Origin of the sequence: Mycolicibacterium mageritense, from assembly GCF_010727475.1 — a bacterium.
Classification (GTDB): Bacteria; Actinomycetota; Actinomycetes; order Mycobacteriales; family Mycobacteriaceae; genus Mycobacterium; species Mycobacterium mageritense.
Map to the genome: position 1 here is coordinate 4,791,724 of NZ_AP022567.1, position 18,915 is coordinate 4,810,638.

Consider the following 18,915-nt stretch of genomic DNA (forward strand, 5'->3'; position numbering starts at 1 on the left):
CGGGCCTTGAGGCCCGCGCGCGAAGATGGCCCAGCCGAGGGGCTGGGCAATCTTCTTGTGTGATCACGGGCGCTGGTGCGCCTGCTCGCGCTCTTCGGCCGCCTTGGCGCCGGCACGAGCCGATTCGGCTTGTGCTTCCTTCTTGGCCGCGTCCTGCTGGGCGTCAGCCTTGTCCTGCTGGGCCTTGCCCTCGCGCACGAGGTCGTCTCGGCCGGTCACCGTACCAACGGCTTCCTTGGCCTTGCCCTTGGCGTCCTCGATGACGCCCTTGATGCCTTCTTCAGGTCCAGAGTTCTTCTTGTCGGTCATGGCAACCTTTCCGCTACTGGAGTGGATTGGTGGTTCAACACGGGCTTTCCCGCGCACTCACTGAATTCCCGATCGGGGGTGCGCCAAAACGTGACCTGGCAAACAGGGTTGGCGAGGTCGGCGACGTTTCTTCGCGCTGTCGGTGGGTACCGGATTAGCTGGGATGTCGAAAGGACCGAGATGACCGCTGTTGCCGGCGAGGGCGTTTACCCTCCGCAGGAAGATTCGCTGCTGTTGATCGACGCCATCGAACGCAGCGGAGCGGTGCCCGGTCGCCGCGTGGTGGATCTGTGTACCGGCAGCGGTGTGGTGGCCATAGCCGCGGCCCGGTTGGGAGCTCAGACGGTGACCGCATTGGACATCTGTCCCCACGCGGTGCGCTGCGCGACGGCCAACGTGCTGGCAGCCGGGGTGTCGGTCGGCGTCAGGCTGGGATCCTGGAGCCAGGCGCTGGACGACGCGCCCTACGACCTCGTGGTGTGTAATCCGCCGTACGTCCCGATCGGCTCAGCTGTCGACGCGGCGACCGTCGCGCCGTGGGCCGGCCCGGATACTGCCTGGAACGGCGGTGCGGACGGCCGGGCGATCCTCGATCCGCTGTGCGACACCGCCCCGGCCTTGTTGGGCGACGGAGGGACGCTGTTGCTGGTGCAATCGGAGTTCGCCGACGTCGAGCAGTCGTTGGTCCGCTTGGGCAAGGCCGGTATGACGGCCGAAGTCTTTGCCAGCCAATGGATTCCGTGGGGTCCGGTGGTGTCGTCGCAGGCCGGTTGGCTGAAGCAGACCGGTCGGCTCCGGCATGACCGCCGTGACGAGCGACTGGTCGTGATCCGGGCGGACAAGTCATGAGCGAGGTTCGCGTGGTGAGGGTGATCGAACACGGCCCGATGCTCGTCGAGGGCCCGGTCCGGATCGAACTCCCCGACGGGTCGGTGGTCGAATCCGACCGGTTCATGGTGGCGATCTGTACCTGCAGGCGGTCGGCGACCTACCCGCTGTGCGATACCAGCCACCGCAGGAACAAGCGATCAGTCAAGCGGTCGAAGTAGCGAACTGCGCTGGGCTGTCCAGCTTTTCATCAGATGGTCAGCCAGGCGCTCCTCCATCGCGCCGAATGCGCGGATGCCGAAGACCACGTCGGGTTCGAGGCAGGGTTCGTGCGTCAAGAGGTCACCGATCACGTTGAGGCGGACCACCTGCTCGTGTACGGCATCCGCCTCGACGTGCTCGCGATAGAACCTCACACACGGCTGCGGGGCGTGCATGCGCTCCAAGGCCGCCACCATCCGGTGTGATCCGGGGGACGACGTGATCTCCGTTGCGGCGAAGTGCCCCGCGGCCGCGCCGCGGAACTTGCGGTGAAGCCCGAACAGCGACATCAGATTGACCACCGCGAGGGCCTCGGCAGGTACCGCGTCGAGATATCCGAGGTAACTGCAGTCGAGACCCGCGGCAGCCATCAGGTCCGCGAACAGCTGCTGGTGCACCTGCGTGCCGTGGCCGGCCCCGTATTCGTCGAATTCGACTGCGACGAAGGACGCCTTGGCCTGGCCACTGAGCCGGGGGATGAGCCACGCGTGCGGGTCGCCCTCCTTGAGGTGATACAGCGAACGATGCACGAAGTACTCCCGCATCTGCTCCCACGTTGCGTGATCGCGCAGGTAGTACGACGGGCCGGTGCCGTCCACCGGTTCTATCGACAGCCGGTCCATCTCTCCGACCGCGGTGACGTCGGACGGAATGCTGCCGACCTCGTCGCGGACGGCCGCGAGGAACACCCGTTCCAGCTGCGAGCGCAAGTGGAGGAGCCCGGCGTTCCACTCCCAGTCCGGGTCGACGCCCGCGAACCCGCGGTAGTGCAGCTCGTAACAGGTGTACAACGCCAGTTGCATGTCGAGGCCCAGGGGATCGGAGTCCCGAAGCGGAACCCATACCGGTTCCAGGTGATTGTGCGGGGCCCGGCCGACGAGTTGCTCGATGACGGCCGATGACACCCGGCCACGGGGGACGGGTAGCTGAGGTTGTACGGGTGCGGGAAATGTCGTCATTTGCCGCAGTGGATTCCCGCTCCTACCGGGGTGGCAAACATCGGGATCGACGCCTGCCCTCGATATTCAACGTGTCTGCACATCGGGGTCGTCGTCGGCGGGCGGTTCCGGGTCGCGCCATTCCTCGGCGCGGCTCGACCGGTTGCCCTGGAGGGTTCCTCGCAGTTCCTGCTTGAGCTGGTCGTCCTCGCGCGGGCTGTGTTTCGAGCTTTCGCGGTCCATGCTTACCCCGCTTTCAACGGATCGTGGCCGATCGTCATCAGCCGGTGGCGCCAATGTGTGTTTCCCGCGGTGGGATTGCCGTCCTCGTCAGGATGCTCGGCGTGCACGCGGTCGACGACGACGCGCATGGTTCGCACGTCGTCGGCGGTGAGGTCGGTGCGCCGTTTGCCCAGGATGTGCAGCACCTGCTGACCCGTTTGCGTGCCGGCCTGGTCAGGCAGTTCCTCGGTCCTGGTGTCGGCAGAACGGGTGCGCAGCCAGTCGAGCAGTTCACGCGACGACATGTTGACGACGCGGTGGAATTCCTCCCACAGTCCGTCGTCGATCTCGGCATGTTGAGTCATGGTGTTCCTCGCGCTTCATTCGATCGTTCCCGGCGCCCCTGTGGTGCGGCCGCTCGTCGAGTGGGCAGTCACCTCACGCCCGAACGCCACACCGAGCAGGATCATGACCACGGCCAGCCCGAAATGCAGCCAGTTGTCCGCCGTGTTCACCGGGATGAAGTTGGCGGCACTGTCGCGGTCGATCACCAGTCCGTAGAGCCACACCACGGCATACACGATGCCCCCGCCGATCAGATAGGCGCGGGCCGACTTGACGGTGCGGCCCAGGGCCAGACCCGCGACACCGAACGCCAGATGAATGATGTTGTGCAGGACGGAAACGTTGAACACACCCAGCAACTGGGCATCCGAATGGTGTCCCGCCCACGTCAGATCGCCGTAGTCGGAGGTTATTCCGGGGATGAAACCCAGCACCCCGACAATCAGGAACAAGGCCCCAACCGCGACAGCTGCGGCCTGGATCGGGGTCGGCCCGACGCTGCCACCGGGCTCTCGAGGGTTCGGTGTCTGCATGATGCTTCCTCTCCCGTGGCCGCCGCGACAGCGCGGTAAGCGCCTGGCCTCCGTAATTGCGTGTCGTCACCGATTACCCGCCGTGGTGCCGCCGCACACGTCAGACGCCGCTCGGATAGGTCTCTGCGGGCGCGCCGACGGCGGCGAGAGCAGGCAAGGGCCGAAGTGCCGATGTGTGGTCTACGTAGATGACAGCGTCGAACTGATCGGCCACCCGCGCCAGGAAGTAATGGCTCTGCCGCTCGGTCCGTGGGCTGTAGATGACACCGATCGCGCGTTCGAGCAACGGAGACGCAGGCAGACCGGCGCCGTCGCCGTGCGACCTGATCATGAAGTCGCCCAATCCCGTTCGATGAAACAGCGCCTCGACGCTGGTCGACAGGGCGGGTGTCACGCGCATCCGGGTCGGTTCGCGGCCCCACGCTTGGCTGGCCGTGACGGTGCCGGTGTAGGTGGTGAAACCGATCGAACAACACTGCCCTGGGTAGTGCTCCCGCAACAGCTGGCCGAGGTTGAGCTCGCCGCCTGCCGACAGCTCGGTCGCGCGCGCGTCGCCGAGGTGCGAATTGTGCGCCCAGATCACACAACGGGCAGGCATCTCGCTGTGCGCGTCGAGATGTTCCAAGAGCGCCTGAACGGTTTCGAGCATGTGCCGGTCGCGGCGGTTCCACGAGGCGATGTGGCCGGCGAACATCGCGCGGTAGTACTCTTCGGCGGCCTTGACCAGGCGGGCGTTCTGATTGGCGTAGAACCGCTCGTCGTCCTCGACCATGCCGTCACGCTTGACCATGTCGAGGTCCAGGCGCTGTAGCTCGACGAGTTGTTGGACGACCTCGTCTTCACACGACTGGCCTGCGCCGAACGCGACCGCGTAGCCGTAGCGCTGTTCGTCGCGGAAGTGATCGAAACAGCGGTAGCGCTCGCGCGCCCGATCCGCCGCCGCGGGGTCGCGCGCATCCAGATAGCTGATCACCTCGTTGACCGACCGCAGCATGCTGTAGAGGTCGAGACCGTAGAAACCGACCTGCGGCGAGCGGTCCGCATTCGTGGTCCGCAACCATTCGACGAATTCCTCGACGACGGTGTTGCGCCACATCCATTGCGGGAATCGGCGAAACGCGTCGAGCGCCTCGACAGGCGTTCGGTCTTCACTCGCCGTGCGGACGTACCGGTTGATGCGGTACGCGTCGGGCCAGTCGCCCTCGACGGCGACCGCCTGGAACCCCTTCTCCTCGATGAGGCGTCGGGTCATGTGGGCCCGGGCCGCGTAGAACTCGTGCGTGCCGTGACTGGCCTCGCCGATAAGAACCAATCGCGCGTCACCGACGAGATCGAAAAGCTCGTCGTCGCCGACGATGCCTGCCGGGGCTGGCACTGCGCCGCGCCGGACCGCGGCGGCGGCGTCGCCAGGTTCGTCTGCCGCCCGCCGAGCGACGGTCGGTGCCGACAGCAGCTGGCGAACCTCGTCGTCGGTGGTCTGCTCGAAGTCCCAATAGGATTGGCCCACCGCGGTGAAGGGCTGGGGAGTGGTCGCACAGACGACCTCGTCCACCCGGTGGCGCAGTTCCTCGCAGGTGTCCTCGGGTGCCGCGGGAACGGCAACGACAACCCTTGCCGGCCCCAGCTTGTCGATGGCCCGCAGCGCGGCGGTCATCGTCGCGCCCGTCGCCAGGCCGTCGTCCACCACGATCACGGTCTTGCCCGCGATTTCGGGTGGCCGGCGGCCATCGCGATACGCCTCTTCACGGCGGCGCAGCTCTTTCTGCTCGCGTTCGGCGACCGCCTCGAGGTCTTCGGAGGTGACGTGCAGAGCCCTGATGGCGTCGTCGTTGGTCACCACGACGCCGCCGGACGCAATGGCACCCACGGCGTACTCGGGTTGGTCCGGAGGCGCGAGCTTGCGGACCACGAACACGTCGAGAGGAGCTGACAGCGCGGCGGCCACCTCATAACCGACCGGCACCCCACCACGGGGCAGCGCCAGCACGACGACATCGTCGCGGCCCCGGTGATTCTGGAGTTGCTGTGCCAGCACCCGCCCCGCCTCGCGGCGGTTCTGGAAGATCTTCGAGCCACGCATGTCGTGGCACTACCCCGGCCGGATCGTGCCGAAACTCTCCATCGCGTTTTGGTGTGGCACGCGGCGGGTAGTTGCACCCGCATGGTGATGGACATACCTCGCGTGTGCGGGTTGGAGGCAGTTGCGACGTTGAGCGATCTCGGTTTTGCCTCGGTGTCGGCCGGGGTGATCGCGCGCAGGCGCCCGATGGCACGCCTGCTGGAACGCGTGCAGGCCGACGCTCGCGCGGTGAAGCGGATTCAGCGGTTGCGGAAGGAATTCGGCAGGGGCCCTGTCGAATTGGTGCTGCCCGGGCGACGCATCGCGGTCGTGATCGATCCGGACGACGTCGGTGCGGTGCTGACGAACTCTCCGCGGCCGTTCGATCCCGCGAATCGGGAGAAGCGCAAGGCGCTGCAGTGGTTTCAGCCGCACGGTGTGCTGATCTCGCAGGGCGCGATCAGGTCGCAGCGCCGCGCGGTCAACGACGCCGCGCTCGACTCCGGGGCCCAACTGCACCGGCTGGCCGATTCGTTCGTGACCGCGATCATCGCCGAAGCCGAGACCATGGCGGCGGAGGCGATGTGGCGGGGCCAGCTGGATTCCGCGTAGTTCATGACCGGTTGGTGGCGGCTGGTGCGGCGGCTGGTGCTGGGGGAGCGCGCCCGCGACGACGAGGCGATCACCGACCACCTGTTGCGGTTGCGCAAGGCAGGCAACTGGTCGTTTCTGGCGTTGCCGCATTACCGCGCCCGTGGCCGGTTCACCGAGCAGCTGTACCGGTATGCCGAGGCGCCAGAAGCGGGAAGCCTGGTCAGCGCCCTCGCCGAAACGCCTGCCGCGGGCGCGGTCGACCCGGTCGGCCAGATTCCACAGTGGCTGTTCGGTTTCGATGCCGCGGGTATGGCGTTGCTGCGGGCGCTTGCGGTTCTCTCGACCCACCCGGCGCACCTTGAGCGTGCGATGAGCGACGCGACCGAGCCCGACCGTTGCATGCCGCGGCCGTATCTGCGTGGCTGCGTGCTCGAATCGGTGAGACTGTGGCCCACGACTCCGACGATTCTGCGCGACACGACCGAGGACACGGTCTGGCGCTCCGGCGGCGAACGATTCACGCTGGCCAAGGGTTCGGCAGTGATGATCGTGGCGCCTGCGTTTCACCGCGATGACGAACTTCTGCCGTTCGCACACGAATTCGTGCCCGACATCTGGCTCGACGGGCGCGCTGAGCGCCATCCCCAGCTGGTGCCGTTCTCGGCCGGGCCCGCCGAGTGTCCCGGCCGCAACCTGGTGCTGTTCACGACCAGCACATTGGCAGCCAACCTGTTGCGCCGGTTGCGATTCGACCTGCAGTCGACGCCGCGGCCGCTGCCCGGGCATCCCTTACCGATGACGTTCAACCAGTTCGGTCTCGACTTCTGCGTGCGTCCCGTCGAGCCGGCACTGGCCGTCGGCCCGGCGACATCATGAGCCGCGCTTGGGAACCGGGATCCGGGTCAGATCCTCGGCGATGACGAGGTCGCCATCGAACACGGCAGCCGCCTCGTCGCGGTACCGGCTCGTATCGGGGTACCGCTGCGAGAAATGCGTGAGCACCAAACGCCGGACCTTGCACTCCGCGGCGACCCGTGCCGCCTGCCCGGCCGTCAAATGTCCGTAACTGCGCGCCAACTCGGCGTCCTCGGCGAGGAAGGTCGCCTCGATCACGAGCATGTCGGCCCCGTCGGCCAGTGCGTACACCGAGTCGCACAGCCGGGTGTCCATCACGAACGCGAACCGCTGCCCGCGGCGCGGTTCGCTGACCTCCGCCAGCTGCACCAGGCGGCCGTTCACCCTGACCGTGCCGGCGCGCTGCAGTTGCCCGATTGCCGCACCGGTGATCCCGAAGCGTCCCAGCAACTCCGGCAGCATGCGACGGCCGTCGGGTTCGACCAGCCGGTAACCGATCGAGTCCACCGAGTGGTCGAGCCGCCGTGCCTCGAGAACCCCGAACGTGCCGGCGGCGACCGGTCCGTCGGTGTTCACGGGATGCTCGCGCACATCCGTGGTGTCGTGAAAGATGCTGACGTGTCGGAGCCTGGCGAAGAATTCCTGCCCTGACGCCGGATAGTGGGCATGCACTGCGTGTTGTGCACCGTCCAACGACATTCGTTGCAGCACACCGGGAACGCCCAGACAGTGATCACCGTGGAAGTGCGTCAGGCACAACCTGGTGACGGTGCCGGCCGAAACACCTGCAAGCAGAAGCTGGCGCTGCGTTCCCTCGCCGGGGTCGAACAGCAACCCCTGGTCGTCCCAGCGCAGCAGATAGCCATTGTGGTTGCGGTGCCTGGTCGGAACCTGGCTGGCGGTACCGAGCACGACCAACTCGCGGATCGACACACCGTCGACACTACGGTGCCGTCGGTCTGTCGCTCGGATCCGACAGCGCGGCGCGCGCGTGCCGTTCCTGCTCACGTTTGCCGAACGTGGCGTTGCGCACGGCATGGTCGCTCTCGAAGCTGGAGCCGAGGGCACCGGCGAAAGTTCCGAGCGAACTGGCCAGCCAGGCCAGCTGCGCGTAGTCGCGCCACGAGGTGTCATGCCCCAGCGTCGATTCCAGATGTGCCGGCGGGATGATGATCATGGCTCCTGACACGACGACCACGAACAGTGCGACGTACATCGAGGTCACACCGACGATGAGGGTCAGTACCGTCGCAGTGTTGTAGAGCACGGCGTTCTTCCGTTGATCGAGATCTCGCGGTCGCTCCCACAACCCGTTGTAGAGCATCAGCCACAGCATCATGGCCACGACTGCCACGATGCTGACAGCGGTCAGCCGCAGCGCACTCATGGCGTCGGCCATCATCCAGATGCTGGAGTAGAAGACCCCGAACGCCGCGGCCGCGACGCTTGCGGCGATCGCGCCGGACAGGCTCGGCAGCAGACGCCACGGGCGGTTGACGCGCACCATGCCGAGCAGGAGCCGAAGCCTGCCGTGTACCCGGGTCAGTTCGACGAATGCGTGCCTGCCGTCTGCGCCGTCGGTGATCTCTTGCCGCGTGGGCCCGAACAGTTGGGCGGGCGAGCGTACCGCGTCGGCGATCGTCATCGCACCCACTGCGTGCACGATCGACCTGGCGACGTGCCGTCGCAGCCGCACGGGACCGAGGGCCGGAAGCGATATCAACGCAGTCTTGTCGCGAACATCCACCTCGGAGACGATCAGCGTCTTGCCCAGCCTTGTCGTCGACTCCGTCAGGCAGACGACCACGTCGCAGGCCAGGCTGCATCTGAGCTCGTCGGCATGTCGCCGGACCTCGATGTTGCCGTCACCGTTCACCGGCAACGCGCGGCTACACATCGTCACGTTCCAGCCGATCTCGCGGCAGACGGCGTCGGCGAACCTCGTGGCGAGCGAATCGGCCAGCGACCCGGCCACTTTGGTCGACAAGCCCGGGTCGGCAACCACGCCGACGGTTACCGTTTTCACCGCAGTGCCGACGATCGTCGTGCTCGTCCTGGACGCCGCATGCGTGCCGATCTACCCCCGGCCTGGCCGGCTCAAACCGGCTCTGGCCGCGCCGCCGCGAAAGAGGTTTACCGGCGCGTGGATGGGGGTACGCCCGCGTCATGCGTGATCAGGCCACGCGTCGAGTGATGGAGCGCCGATGACAGCCGAAGCGCCGGCCAAGCCGACCCTGCAAGCACGCCGTCCGTTCCCGCAGCGGCTCGGGCCCAAGGGCAACCTGGTGTACCGGTTGGTGACGACAACCGATCACAAGCTGATCGGCATCATGTATTGCGTTGCGTGCTTTGCCTTCTTCTTCGTCGGCGGGTTGATGGCGCTGTTCATGCGCACCGAGCTCGCGATGCCCGGTTTGCAGTTCCTGTCCAACGAGCAATTCAACCAGTTGTTCACCATGCACGGCACGGTGATGCTGCTGTTCTACGCGACGCCCATCGTGTTCGGCTTCGCCAACCTGGTGCTGCCGTTGCAGATCGGTGCGCCCGATGTGGCGTTCCCGAGGCTCAATGCGCTGTCGTTCTGGCTGTTCCTGTTCGGGGCACTGATCGCGCTGGCCGGGTTCGTGAGCCCCGGCGGTCCTGCCGATTTCGGCTGGACCGCGTACTCGCCGCTGACCGACGCGATCCATTCCCCTGGCCCGGGCGGCGACCTGTGGATCCTCGGTCTGGCCGTCGGTGGGCTCGGCACCATCCTCGGTGGCGTCAACATGATCACCACCGTGGTCTGCATGCGTGCCCCGGGCATGACGATGTTCCGGATGCCGATCTTCACGTGGAACATCTTCGTGACGTCGATCCTGGTGTTGCTGGCCTTCCCGATCCTCACCGCCGCGCTGTTCGGTCTGGCGGCCGACCGTCACCTCGGCGCCCACGTGTACGACCCCGCCAACGGGGGAGCGATCCTCTGGCAGCACCTGTTCTGGTTCTTCGGCCATCCCGAGGTCTACATCGTGGCACTGCCGTTCTTCGGCATCGTCACCGAGATCATCCCCGTGTTCAGCCGCAAGCCGATCTTCGGCTACACCACCCTGGTGTATGCAACGGTGTCGATCGCCGCGCTGTCGGTCGCGGTGTGGGCGCACCACATGTTCGCCACCGGCGCGGTGCTGCTGCCGTTCTTCTCGTTCATGACCTATCTGATCGCGGTGCCCACGGGCATCAAGTTCTTCAACTGGATCGGCACGATGTGGAAGGGGCAGTTGACGTTCGAGACGCCGATGCTGTTCTCGGTCGGCTTCCTGGTGACGTTCCTGCTGGGCGGGCTGACCGGGGTCATGCTGGCCAGCCCGCCGCTGGACTTCCACGTCACCGACAGCTACTTCGTCGTCGCGCACTTCCACTACGTGCTGTTCGGCACCATCGTGTTCGCGACGTTCGCCGGGGTGTACTTCTGGTTCCCGAAGATGACGGGTCGGCTGCTCGACGAGCGGCTGGGGAAGTTCCATTTCTGGTTGACGTTCATCGGTTTTCACACCACGTTCCTGGTGCAGCACTGGCTGGGGGACGAAGGCATGCCGCGCCGCTACGCCGACTACCTGCCGTCCGACGGTTTCACGGCGCTCAACGTGATCTCGACCATCGGGGCGTTCACCCTCGGGGTGTCGATGCTGCCGTTCATCTGGAACGTGTTCAAGAGCTGGCGCTACGGCGAGCCCGTGACGGTCGACGACCCGTGGGGTTACGGAAATTCGCTGGAGTGGGCGACGTCGTGTCCGCCGCCGCGGCACAACTTCACCGAACTGCCCCGGATCCGGTCGGAGCGTCCGGCGTTCGAGTTGCACTATCCGCACATGGTGGAGGCGATGCGCGCAGAAGCCCATGTCGGGCGGGATCGGCACCGTGGTGCCGAGCCGATCGACGCGTCGAGCTGACACCGCGCGGCGTTTCGCCGGCGGGTGGCCTGGGTAGCTCTACAACGACACCGCCTGTCCAGGCGTCTGAGAGGAGAACACGCGATGGGTGACACCGCGAAAGACCCTGTGGACCATGCGCGGACCACACGTCCGCACGCCGGCGAGACGATGAAGGACACCGCCAACATGCCGGCGCTCGGATTGCTCTTCCTCGCGCTGGTGTCTTTCGTCGCGTGCCTCGCCGCCTTCGGCACCGGTCAACACGCGATCGGTATCGGGTTGGCGTGCCTGGCCGCCGTATTGTTCATCGGCTCCGGGCTGTGGCTCGCGATCGAGCACAGGCGGGTCAAGAACGTCGAACAAGACTGGAACGCCGAACATGACGGCCCGCGGACACAGCGCGAAACCTAGTCGGACTGCTCGGTGGTGAGCGCCGCAGGGTGCCGGGTGTAGCCGGGCCGCAGCGTGATTCGATCCGATCCGACGCGGGCCACGTCATCCCATGCCGCCACGAACGTCCCGCGGTGGCGCCACGCCGCGATCTTCGCGATCAGTGCCGGGGCGTTGATCGCGGTCCGCTCGTAGCCCAGATACGACGAGCCGGTGCGGGGGCTGATGACCAGTCCTGCAACGCGGGGTGTCGGGGGATGGTCGCACCGGTCTCCGGCGATGCGGAGCCGGACGTCCACCACGGTGCCGACCCGGTGATGCGCCGCGTCGACCACCTCGGTGCCGAGCAGGTTACTCAGCTGCATGTCGGCCTCCCGGAATCCGGGCCACGATGTGGTCGCGTAGCCACCGTTCGACCCATTGCACGTCGAAGTCCATGTCGGTGACCTCCAGCTGGACCGTCACTCCGATGGCTGCCACCAACTTCCACGGAATCTCCTGGAGCCGCGACCTGGGGGCTGAGCCGCCCAGAATGCGCGTGGCCACCACCTGCCCGGAGAGCAGGGCTGCGACCCGTGGCGCGGGTGTGCCCTCGGCGATGTCCTGGTCGAGTTCGACACCGTCGAGCTCGAGGTCGTCCACGATGCCGATCGGGTCACCGTCGTCGTCGACCAACTGGCGGTCCAGCAGATGCAGTCGCGCGTCGAGGGTCGTCATCGGCCCGCTCCCGTCACGATCATCAACGGGATCGCCGCGACCGAGGCCGCCAGGATGATCACCAGATACACCGAACCGAACACGTTCGTCAGCCTCCCGTTCGTCTTGTCGCCCATGTACTCGGAGTCGTTGGCCACGATGAGGATCGGCAGATAGGTCAGCGGCAGCGCGATGGCAGAGAACACCACCGAGTACTCGGTCACCATGATCGGATCGACGCCGGTGAACAGCACGGCCGCGCCGACGACGATGCTCACGAACATCACGACGTGGAATCTCGACGCCTCGGCGGGTCGGCGGAACTTGCCCCACGGCCAGCCCAGGAATTGGGCCAGGGTGTAGCCGCTCGACAAGGTGGTCTCCAGCGCGGCCCCGAACGTGGCCGCCACGATGCCGACGATCGCGAAGGCCAGCGCCAGCTTGCCGCCCGCTGCCACAACCGGCATCACGACCTGCGACAGCGAGGTCACCTCGATCTGGCGCGGCAGCAGAACCAGTGCCGCACACGATGCGATGGCGATCGACAGGATGCCGCCCAACGGGAACCCGATCACCACGTTGAGCCGCGAGACGCCCAGATCCTTTGTTTTCCAGTGTTCTTCGACCGCACCCGAGGAGAAGAAGAACACCTCGTACGGCGTCATCGCGGCGCCGAACAGCGCGATCGCGTAATACCAGTAGGTGGCCGACGATTCCGTCTCCGGGATGACGGGCTGCAGCGCCTGGTGCGTGAGATCCGACCAATGCGGTTGCAAGGCGAACACACTGACCGCGAACACGATGAGGCACAAGCCGGCCAGGCCGGCCACGTTCTCCATGATCGAGAACTTGACCCGCCAGATGACCAGCCACACCGCGAACGCCGCCACCGGAATCCACATCAGCCTGCCCACATCGGTGGCCAGCTGCAGCGCCAGTGCGACACCGCCGATCTCGGCGGTAAGGGTCATGAGGTTGATGAGGAACGAAGCACCGAGATTGGCCGCAGCCGTGCGCGGCCCCAAGCGTTCCCGGATGATCTCGAACGTGGCACGTCCGCTGACCGCCGCCACCCGGCCCGCCATCTGCGCGAAAAGACAGATGCCGACGACGCCGACCACCACGACCCAGGCCAGGGCCAGCCCGAACCGGGAACCGACGACGGCATTGGTGACGAGGTCTCCGATGTCGAGGAATCCGCCGATCGCGGTGAGGATTCCGAGGGCTACCGCGAAGAACCTCTTCATCAGCGGTACCCGGCTTCCAGCCGGTCGGCCGACGCGAGCAGGTCATTGCGCAGCGCATCGAGTGACGGCTCGTCGACGATCTCGCGGAGCCGCGCGGACGCGGTGTTGAGCTGCCCGATCATGGTGGTCATGGCCTCGGTCAGCAAGCGCTGCCGGGCGATGTCGGCCGGATCGTCGGCCTTGAGATCGGCGATTCCCTTGTACGCCTTGACGATCTCGTCGCGCGCATCGGAGATCTGCACGCTGGCCAGTTGCGCGGTGGAACGGTCATGCGTTCGCAGTTCCAGCGCAAGGGCCCCGCTGCGGGCGGCGGCGGTGCACTCTTCCATCGCCTGAGCCAGCTGACCGGGCATACCGTCCCGATTGGCAGGGCAGCACGTCAACAGTAGCCCCAGCGCGGCGATACCGAGGGCGGCCACCACGACCGCCCGAATTCGCCGCAGTCTCTCGCCTTTTCGTGCCACGGCAGTTCCCCCGTCAGCCGGGGAGCGTCTCCCCGCCGAGCGGTGCGAGAACTTCGCCGCTGTAGTAGGACGACAGTTGACCGGCGGCGAAGAACACGTACGACGGTGCGATCTCGTCGGGTTGCGCGGGCCTGCCGTACGGGGTCTGCTCGCCGAACGACTCGACGCGGTCGGCATCCATGGTCGCGGGGATCAGCGGTGTCCAAACCGGCCCGGGGGCAACGCAGTTCACCCGAATATGACGCTCGTTCAGCGACTGTGCCAGCGAATAGGTCAGCGCGATCACGGCCCCCTTGGTCGCGGAATAGTCGATGAGCGTCTTGTTGCCGCGCAGCCCGTTGATCGATGCCGTGTTGATGATCGCCGCGCCGTCCGGCATGTGTTCGAGCGCCGACTTGGTCACGTGGAAGAAGCTGTCGATGTTGACCGAGAACGTCCGACGCCATTGCTCTTCGGTGATGTCGGTGAAGTTCCCCGTCGGTGACTGATACGCGACGTTGTTGACCAGGATGTCGATGCCACCGAGCGCGCCCGCGGTCCTGGTGACCGCCGAGCGGCACTGGTCGGGTTCGCCCAGATCGCCGGGCAACCGCAGGCAGCGCCTACCCGCACGTTCCACGAGCGAGGCCGTGTGGGTCGCGTCATCGTGCTCGTCGAGGTAGGCGATCGCGACGTCGGCGCCCTCCTTGGCGAATGCAACCGCGACCGCGCGCCCGATGCCGGAATCGCCTCCCGTGATCAGGGCACGTTTACCTTCCAGAAGCCCGCGCCCGACGTAGTCGCTCATCTCGTCGCGCGGCTGCCCGGGCATGTCTGAGGTGTGCCCCGGGTAGGAGATCACAGTGTCCGGATCTTGGTGTTCAGGCGCCATCGGTGTCGTCCCCTCATCGGCTTTCGCGGTCGTATTCTTCAAGATCGGGGTCTGGAGCCACGGCTTCACGTTGCTCCTGCCAATCCGGATCCGCGGCCTCCAAGGGCGGGGAATCAGGGGGCGTCACCGGGGTTTCCTCGTCGGGAACGGGCCTGGCGGTGTCCTGCTGCTGTTCGACGGCGTCTGCCGCGGGCACCTCGTCGGGTACGTCCGGGATCTGCATGCGAACGGGATACCCGAGCGGGTGATGATCAAACTCTTCGCGTGTTTAAGAGTGAAGTGCCCGGGTACTTCGGGGCGCATGAGCACAGACTGCACGCGATCAGTCCTCGCGTGGCATGTACACGGCTCCTGGATGGAGTCGTTTGTTTCAGGTCGGCACCGCTATCTGGTCCCGGTCAACGCGGCAAAGGACGCCGACGGGCGCGGCATCTGCGATCGGGATTGGCCACGCGCACAAGAGGTTCCGCTGGACAAGTTGCGTGACGAAGACGTCGACCTGGTGGTTCTGCAACGTCCCGAGGAGCTCGAGCTCGCGACGCGGTTCCTGCACCGGCGGCCCGGAATCGATGTGCCCGCGGTGTACGTCGAACACAACGCGCCGCGGCCATCCGCGGTGGACAGTGTCCACCCGATGGCCGACCGGCGGGACATCCCGATCGTCCACGTCACCGAATTCAACGACTTGATGTGGGACAACGGCATCGCAGCGACGAAAGTGATCACGCATGGCGTCGCCGATCCCGGCCATCTCTACACCGGAGACGTCGCGTCGGCCGCCACGATGATCAACGAGCCGTTGCGGCGGTGGCGCACCGTCGGTGCGGACCTGCTCACCGAACTGAGCGGTCACGTGCCGATCGACGTGTGGGGTATCGACACCCTGGAGCTCAACCGCTCCGGCGGGTACGGCGCGGTGCGCGGCAAGGGCGACGTGCGGCACGCGCGCGTGCTGCACCAGATTGCGCGACGGCGCGTCTACCTGCACACCGCGCGGTGGACGTCACTGGGCCTTTCGTTGATCGAAGCCATGTTTCTCGGCATGCCGATAGTGGCGGTCGGGTCGACCGCGGCGCCTTTGGTGGTGCGAGCCGACGCGGGCGTGGTCAGTGCAGACGTCAAGACGCTGGCGTATGCGCTGCAGGGATTCGTGACCGACCTGCCCGCGGCGACGGTCGCGGGCAAGGCGGCACGCGAGTTCGCGCTGGCGCACTTCGGCCTTGACCGGTTCCTGAAGGAATGGGACCGCGTCATCGCCGAGGCGTGCCGATGAGTTCGAGGAGAGCATGAATGAAAATCGCAATGGTCTCCGAGCATGCCAGCCCGTTGGCGGCGCTCGGCGGAGTCGATGCCGGCGGTCAGAATGTACACGTGGCGGCGCTCTCGGCGGCGCTGAGCCGTCGCGGTCATCAGGTCACGGTGTACACCCGCCGCGATGACCCCGACATCCCCGAACGGGTGAGCGCTCCCGACGGGTACACCGTGGTGCATGTCCCTGCAGGCCCACCCGAACCGCTACCCAAAGACGAACTGTTGCAGTACATGGGGGGATTCGCCCAATTCCTCGACGCCGAGTGGGCCGACGACCGGCCCGATGTGGCGCACGCGCACTTCTGGATGTCCGGCGTGGCCACGCAGCTGGCTGCCCGGCATCTGAATCTTCCTGCGGTACAGACCTTTCACGCACTGGGCGTGGTCAAGCGGCGGCATCAGGGCGCGGCAGACACCAGCCCGCCCGAGCGGCTCAAACTCGAGGCCATGGTGGCCCGTGGCGCCACCTGGGTGGCGGCCACGTGCACCGACGAGGTGTTCGAGCTCATGCGGCTGGGCCGGGCCCGGACCCGCACGTCGGTGGTGCCGTGCGGGGTAGACCTCGACTTGTTCACCCCGGCAGGCCCGGCGCTGCGGCGGGGCACCAAACATCGCATCGTGAGCGTCGGAAGGTTCGTGCCGCGCAAGGGATTCGACCTTGCCGTCCGCGCCCTGCCGACGCTCCCGGATACCGAACTCGTCATCGTCGGCGGACCTGCCAAGACGCAGTTGGACCGGGATCCGGAAGCCAACCGGTTACGCGCACTGGCGAGTGAACTCGGTGTCGCCGATCGCGTGCGGCTGTGCGGATCGGTCGCGCGGGACAAGATGCCCGCCGTGTTGCGATCTGCCGACGTGGTGGCGTGCACGCCGTGGTACGAACCGTTCGGCATCGTGCCCCTGGAAGCCATGGCCTGCGGCATCCCGGTCGTGGCCTCGGCGGTCGGCGGCATGCTCGACACCGTCGTCCATGACGTTACGGGCCGCCTGGTTCCGCCCAAACGCCCAGACCTGTTGGCCGGCACCCTCGGCGAGCTGCTGCGCGACCAATTCCTGCGGCAGAGCCTGGGTGCGGCGGGGCGGGACCGGGCCAGGTCTCGGTACTCGTGGGACCGGATCGCCGCGGATACCCTCCGCGTCTACGACCGGCTGGGGCCCGCAAGCTATCAGCGTCCGCCGGCTTCGAGCGTGTCGTCGGGATGACGGGCTCGATGACCGCCACCGCGTTCCAGCGTCGCGAGTGCCGACTCGACGGCTGCCGGCAGCCGTCGCCGATGCACGAGCACCGCGGGCAGCCTGACTGCGGCCTCGGCCGCGGCGCGGGCATGGTGCACATCGCGCGGCGCGGCGCCCAGCAGCGCGCTTGCCGCATGCAAGCACTGTGGCACCGGGCGGCGCAGCCACGTGGTGAGCACGGCGTTGCGCAGGCTGCGGGCGTCCTGCGCTGCCGTGGACGGGCGCAGCGCCGAAGGCTGGTGAATCGCGGTCAGTTCCCGGCAGTAGCACAGATCCCAGCCGTGCGCGGCCAGATCCATCGCGAGCAGTTGTTCTTCGCCCCGGAAATGCAGGATGGGGCTGAACCCACCTGCGGCCAGGAACGCCGATCTGCGGACCATCGCCGAACATGCCAGGAATCCGAGGATCGACGGACCCGGCAGGTCGGGCCGATGACCGAGCGCACTGTCGGCGAGTTGGGCGACCAGCGGATCCTCGCGCCGTTGCGGCCACACCTCGGTACGTGCCGCGAGCACCGCGGTACTGGGATATCGACCGAAGATCTCCGCTGCGCGCCCCGGAGCCTCTGGCGCCCACCACGAATCGTCGTCACAGAATGCGACATACGGTGTGCGGCACGCCGCGACTCCGACATTGCGCGCGACCGCACCGAGATTCGACCCGAGACCCAGCAGCACGACCCGATCGCCCGCGTGCGCCGCGATCCGCCGGATGGCGTCGACCGAACCGTCGTCGGAGTGGTTGTCCACCACGACGATCGGACAGGGCGTGGTGTCGAGGAGTCTGTTGACCACGTCGGCGAGTTCGTCGCGGCGGTTGCGGCTGGCGATGACGAACGAAACATCTGCTGTGACTGTGTCCATAACGGGGCCAACTACCCTCCCCGGCGATCGGCAAACACCCATGCGTGAACTCAAACGTGTTCTGGTGACCGGTGGGTGCGGATTCCTCGGCGGGCACCTCTGCGAGCGCATGCTCGACCACGGCGTCGAGGTCATCTGCGTCGACGACCGTTCCACGAGTGCGCCCACGGCCGAATCGCTGCTGGGTGACCGCACGGGCTATGGGTTCATGTGTCACGACATCAGTGCTCCGCTGCCCGATCTGCCGCGGGTCGACACCGTCTTCCACCTGGCGTCGCCTGCCTCACCGGTCGACTACCAGCGCATGCCGGTGCAGACCCTGCGGACCGGAGCGCTCGGTACGGCCAATGTGCTGGATTTCGCCGAGCGGTGCGGCGCACGCGTGGTGTTGGCGTCGACCAGTGAGGTCTACGGCGATCCGCTCGAACACCCGCAGCACGAGAGCTATTGGGGCAACGTCAATCCGGTCGGACCCAGGAGTATGTACGACGAGGCCAAGCGGTTTGCCGAGGCATTGACGTTCGCCTACCGGCGCGCACGCTCGGCCGACGTCGGAGTCGCCCGGCTGTTCAACACCTACGGGCCGCGCATGCGCAGCGACGACGGTCGGATCGTGCCGACCTTCTGCAGGCAGGCGCTGGCCGGGGAGCCGATCACGGTGCACGGCTCAGGGCGGCAGACCCGGTCGTTGTGCTACGTCGACGACACCGTCGATGCCTTGCTGGCCCTGGCCCGCGCCGACTGCGCAGGCCCGATCAACATCGGCAACCCGCACGAACTGACCGTGCTACAGATCGCCGAGACGATCCGGGAGCTGGCCGGCAGCCAGTCGCCCCTCGAGTTCGTCGAACGCGACGACGACGACCCGCAACGGCGTTGCCCGGTGATCACCGCGGCACGCGAACAACTCGGCTGGTGGCCGCGCGTGGACTGCCAGAACGGTCTCGCCAGAACCGTCAAATGGTTTGCCCAGCAGTGA

Annotated in this window: 24 protein-coding genes; 9 read left to right on the top strand and 15 right to left on the bottom strand. The window is 66.7% G+C overall.

All coding sequences use genetic code 11. From position 1 onward, the window contains the following. Window positions 1-63: 63 nt before the first annotated feature. Entirely contained in the window at window positions 64-309 is a 246-nt protein-coding gene (gene mbp1 / locus G6N67_RS23060; protein WP_036428616.1) for a microaggregate-binding protein 1, read from the bottom strand. 180 nt (window positions 310-489) lie between these two features. Here mbp1 and G6N67_RS23065 point away from each other — a divergent pair, with 180 nt between their 5' ends. Together G6N67_RS23065 and G6N67_RS23070 are read left to right on the top strand one after the other, a co-directional pair. Beyond that, a complete protein-coding gene (locus tag G6N67_RS23065; RefSeq protein WP_036428613.1) occupies window positions 490-1,158 on the top strand; it encodes a HemK2/MTQ2 family protein methyltransferase in 669 nt (222 codons plus the stop codon). Next, window positions 1,155-1,358 (top strand): CDGSH iron-sulfur domain-containing protein, encoded by a 204-nt coding sequence (locus G6N67_RS23070; RefSeq protein WP_036428611.1) that lies wholly within the window; start codon window positions 1,155-1,157, stop codon window positions 1,356-1,358. The genes G6N67_RS23065 and G6N67_RS23070 overlap by 4 nt, the downstream gene beginning before the upstream one ends. Here the strand turns inward: G6N67_RS23070 and G6N67_RS23075 are convergent. The 5 genes from G6N67_RS23075 to G6N67_RS23090 form a co-directional block, all read right to left on the bottom strand. After that, window positions 1,338-2,357, bottom strand: coding sequence for an iron-containing redox enzyme family protein (locus G6N67_RS23075; protein ID WP_036428610.1), 1,020 nt, complete (start codon window positions 2,355-2,357; stop codon window positions 1,338-1,340). The genes G6N67_RS23070 and G6N67_RS23075 overlap by 21 nt on opposite strands. Before the next feature lie 66 nt (window positions 2,358-2,423). Next, window positions 2,424-2,579 carry a hypothetical protein gene (locus G6N67_RS38825; RefSeq protein ID WP_165572146.1) on the bottom strand — a complete coding sequence of 52 codons (156 nt, stop codon included), beginning with the start codon at window positions 2,577-2,579 and terminating at the stop codon, window positions 2,424-2,426. Between the two features lie 2 nt (window positions 2,580-2,581). Then, window positions 2,582-2,923, bottom strand: a complete 342-nt coding sequence (locus G6N67_RS23080) for a DUF3140 domain-containing protein (RefSeq protein ID WP_036428608.1) — start codon at window positions 2,921-2,923, stop codon at window positions 2,582-2,584. A gap of 15 nt (window positions 2,924-2,938) precedes the next feature. Further along, entirely contained in the window at window positions 2,939-3,436 is a 498-nt protein-coding gene (locus G6N67_RS23085) for a DUF4383 domain-containing protein (protein WP_036428606.1), read from the bottom strand. 100 nt (window positions 3,437-3,536) lie between these two features. Beyond that, entirely contained in the window at window positions 3,537-5,516 is a 1,980-nt protein-coding gene (locus G6N67_RS23090) for an erythromycin esterase family protein (RefSeq protein ID WP_110798322.1), read from the bottom strand. 87 nt (window positions 5,517-5,603) lie between these two features. On the opposite strand from G6N67_RS23090, the gene G6N67_RS39290 reads away from it, so the two are divergent. Together G6N67_RS39290 and G6N67_RS39295 are read left to right on the top strand one after the other, a co-directional pair. Then, window positions 5,604-6,107, top strand: coding sequence for a cytochrome P450 family protein (locus G6N67_RS39290; protein WP_230022590.1), 504 nt, complete (start codon window positions 5,604-5,606; stop codon window positions 6,105-6,107). A gap of 3 nt (window positions 6,108-6,110) precedes the next feature. Then, a complete protein-coding gene (locus tag G6N67_RS39295) occupies window positions 6,111-6,965 on the top strand; it encodes a cytochrome P450 (RefSeq protein WP_230022593.1) in 855 nt (284 codons plus the stop codon). Here the strand turns inward: G6N67_RS39295 and G6N67_RS23100 are convergent. Together G6N67_RS23100 and G6N67_RS23105 are read right to left on the bottom strand one after the other, a co-directional pair. Continuing rightward, window positions 6,960-7,877, bottom strand: coding sequence for a ribonuclease Z (locus G6N67_RS23100; protein WP_036428603.1), 918 nt, complete (start codon window positions 7,875-7,877; stop codon window positions 6,960-6,962). The two genes, G6N67_RS39295 and G6N67_RS23100, sit on opposite strands and share 6 nt — an antisense overlap. 10 nt (window positions 7,878-7,887) lie before the next feature. Continuing rightward, window positions 7,888-8,970 (bottom strand): hypothetical protein, encoded by a 1,083-nt coding sequence (locus G6N67_RS23105; protein WP_036428602.1) that lies wholly within the window; start codon window positions 8,968-8,970, stop codon window positions 7,888-7,890. Window positions 8,971-9,148: 178 nt separating this feature from the next. Between G6N67_RS23105 and ctaD the strand changes: the two genes are divergently transcribed. Both ctaD and usfY read left to right on the top strand, forming a co-directional pair. Continuing rightward, entirely contained in the window at window positions 9,149-10,876 is a 1,728-nt protein-coding gene (ctaD, locus tag G6N67_RS23110) for an aa3-type cytochrome oxidase subunit I (protein ID WP_036428600.1), read from the top strand. An 84-nt stretch (window positions 10,877-10,960) separates the two neighbouring features. After that, entirely contained in the window at window positions 10,961-11,269 is a 309-nt protein-coding gene (gene usfY / locus G6N67_RS23115; protein ID WP_036428598.1) for a protein UsfY, read from the top strand. On the opposite strand, the gene G6N67_RS23120 is transcribed toward usfY, so the two are convergent. Genes G6N67_RS23120 through G6N67_RS23145 form a run of 6 tightly spaced genes read right to left on the bottom strand, consistent with a single transcriptional unit; the run spans window position 11,266 to window position 14,749 of the window. Next, window positions 11,266-11,613, bottom strand: a complete 348-nt coding sequence (locus G6N67_RS23120; RefSeq protein WP_036434246.1) for a PRC-barrel domain-containing protein — start codon at window positions 11,611-11,613, stop codon at window positions 11,266-11,268. The two genes, usfY and G6N67_RS23120, sit on opposite strands and share 4 nt — an antisense overlap. Beyond that, complete coding sequence (locus G6N67_RS23125; protein WP_051578429.1) at window positions 11,600-11,965, bottom strand: hypothetical protein; 366 nt, start codon at window positions 11,963-11,965, stop codon at window positions 11,600-11,602. Before G6N67_RS23125 ends, G6N67_RS23120 begins: the two co-directional genes overlap by 14 nt. Next, window positions 11,962-13,191 carry an NRAMP family divalent metal transporter gene (locus tag G6N67_RS23130; protein ID WP_036428596.1) on the bottom strand — a complete coding sequence of 410 codons (1,230 nt, stop codon included), beginning with the start codon at window positions 13,189-13,191 and terminating at the stop codon, window positions 11,962-11,964. Before G6N67_RS23130 ends, G6N67_RS23125 begins: the two co-directional genes overlap by 4 nt. Then, window positions 13,191-13,655 (bottom strand): hypothetical protein, encoded by a 465-nt coding sequence (locus G6N67_RS23135; protein WP_036428595.1) that lies wholly within the window; start codon window positions 13,653-13,655, stop codon window positions 13,191-13,193. Before G6N67_RS23135 ends, G6N67_RS23130 begins: the two co-directional genes overlap by 1 nt. Window positions 13,656-13,668: 13 nt before the next feature. Continuing rightward, window positions 13,669-14,526: an SDR family oxidoreductase gene (locus tag G6N67_RS23140; RefSeq protein ID WP_036428592.1), complete on the bottom strand. Its 858-nt coding sequence runs from the start codon at window positions 14,524-14,526 to the stop codon at window positions 13,669-13,671. 13 nt (window positions 14,527-14,539) lie between these two features. Further along, on the bottom strand, window positions 14,540-14,749 hold the full coding sequence (locus G6N67_RS23145) for a hypothetical protein (RefSeq protein WP_036428591.1): 210 nt from the start codon (window positions 14,747-14,749) through the stop codon (window positions 14,540-14,542). Between the two features lie 132 nt (window positions 14,750-14,881). Between G6N67_RS23145 and G6N67_RS23150 the strand changes: the two genes are divergently transcribed. After that, complete coding sequence (locus G6N67_RS23150) at window positions 14,882-15,799, top strand: glycosyltransferase (protein WP_036428589.1); 918 nt, start codon at window positions 14,882-14,884, stop codon at window positions 15,797-15,799. Between the two features lie 17 nt (window positions 15,800-15,816). Further along, the gene (locus G6N67_RS23155; protein WP_036428587.1) at window positions 15,817-17,040 is read left to right on the top strand and encodes a glycosyltransferase; all 1,224 of its coding nucleotides are present in this window, start codon (window positions 15,817-15,819) and stop codon (window positions 17,038-17,040) included. Here the strand turns inward: G6N67_RS23155 and G6N67_RS23160 are convergent. Beyond that, window positions 17,004-17,936, bottom strand: coding sequence for a glycosyltransferase family 2 protein (locus tag G6N67_RS23160; protein ID WP_051578427.1), 933 nt, complete (start codon window positions 17,934-17,936; stop codon window positions 17,004-17,006). The two genes, G6N67_RS23155 and G6N67_RS23160, sit on opposite strands and share 37 nt — an antisense overlap. A 40-nt stretch (window positions 17,937-17,976) precedes the next feature. Here G6N67_RS23160 and G6N67_RS23165 point away from each other — a divergent pair, with 40 nt between their 5' ends. Beyond that, window positions 17,977-18,915 (top strand): NAD-dependent epimerase/dehydratase family protein, encoded by a 939-nt coding sequence (locus tag G6N67_RS23165; protein ID WP_051578426.1) that lies wholly within the window; start codon window positions 17,977-17,979, stop codon window positions 18,913-18,915.

What these genes read in the sequence shown, in the direction of transcription:
- G6N67_RS23080 (WP_036428608.1), bottom strand. Translation starts at nt 2,923, where the DNA reads ATGACTCAACATGCCGAGATCGACGACGGACTGTGGGAGGAATTCCAC.
- G6N67_RS23140 (WP_036428592.1), bottom strand. Translation starts at nt 14,526, where the DNA reads ATGGCGCCTGAACACCAAGATCCGGACACTGTGATCTCCTACCCGGGG.
- G6N67_RS39290 (WP_230022590.1), top strand. Translation starts at nt 5,604, where the DNA reads ATGGACATACCTCGCGTGTGCGGGTTGGAGGCAGTTGCGACGTTGAGC.
- ctaD (WP_036428600.1), top strand. Translation starts at nt 9,149, where the DNA reads ATGACAGCCGAAGCGCCGGCCAAGCCGACCCTGCAAGCACGCCGTCCG.
- G6N67_RS23160 (WP_051578427.1), bottom strand. Translation starts at nt 17,936, where the DNA reads ATGGACACAGTCACAGCAGATGTTTCGTTCGTCATCGCCAGCCGCAAC.
- G6N67_RS23145 (WP_036428591.1), bottom strand. Translation starts at nt 14,749, where the DNA reads ATGCAGATCCCGGACGTACCCGACGAGGTGCCCGCGGCAGACGCCGTC.
- G6N67_RS23075 (WP_036428610.1), bottom strand. Translation starts at nt 2,357, where the DNA reads ATGACGACATTTCCCGCACCCGTACAACCTCAGCTACCCGTCCCCCGT.
- mbp1 (WP_036428616.1), bottom strand. Translation starts at nt 309, where the DNA reads ATGACCGACAAGAAGAACTCTGGACCTGAAGAAGGCATCAAGGGCGTC.
- G6N67_RS23065 (WP_036428613.1), top strand. Translation starts at nt 490, where the DNA reads ATGACCGCTGTTGCCGGCGAGGGCGTTTACCCTCCGCAGGAAGATTCG.
- G6N67_RS23125 (WP_051578429.1), bottom strand. Translation starts at nt 11,965, where the DNA reads ATGACGACCCTCGACGCGCGACTGCATCTGCTGGACCGCCAGTTGGTC.
- G6N67_RS23070 (WP_036428611.1), top strand. Translation starts at nt 1,155, where the DNA reads ATGAGCGAGGTTCGCGTGGTGAGGGTGATCGAACACGGCCCGATGCTC.
- G6N67_RS39295 (WP_230022593.1), top strand. Translation starts at nt 6,111, where the DNA reads ATGACCGGTTGGTGGCGGCTGGTGCGGCGGCTGGTGCTGGGGGAGCGC.
- G6N67_RS23150 (WP_036428589.1), top strand. Translation starts at nt 14,882, where the DNA reads ATGGAGTCGTTTGTTTCAGGTCGGCACCGCTATCTGGTCCCGGTCAAC.
- G6N67_RS23165 (WP_051578426.1), top strand. Translation starts at nt 17,977, where the DNA reads ATGCGTGAACTCAAACGTGTTCTGGTGACCGGTGGGTGCGGATTCCTC.
- G6N67_RS23085 (WP_036428606.1), bottom strand. Translation starts at nt 3,436, where the DNA reads ATGCAGACACCGAACCCTCGAGAGCCCGGTGGCAGCGTCGGGCCGACC.
- G6N67_RS23120 (WP_036434246.1), bottom strand. Translation starts at nt 11,613, where the DNA reads ATGCAGCTGAGTAACCTGCTCGGCACCGAGGTGGTCGACGCGGCGCAT.
- G6N67_RS38825 (WP_165572146.1), bottom strand. Translation starts at nt 2,579, where the DNA reads ATGGACCGCGAAAGCTCGAAACACAGCCCGCGCGAGGACGACCAGCTC.
- G6N67_RS23155 (WP_036428587.1), top strand. Translation starts at nt 15,817, where the DNA reads ATGAAAATCGCAATGGTCTCCGAGCATGCCAGCCCGTTGGCGGCGCTC.
- G6N67_RS23090 (WP_110798322.1), bottom strand. Translation starts at nt 5,516, where the DNA reads ATGCGTGGCTCGAAGATCTTCCAGAACCGCCGCGAGGCGGGGCGGGTG.
- G6N67_RS23130 (WP_036428596.1), bottom strand. Translation starts at nt 13,191, where the DNA reads ATGAAGAGGTTCTTCGCGGTAGCCCTCGGAATCCTCACCGCGATCGGC.
- usfY (WP_036428598.1), top strand. Translation starts at nt 10,961, where the DNA reads ATGGGTGACACCGCGAAAGACCCTGTGGACCATGCGCGGACCACACGT.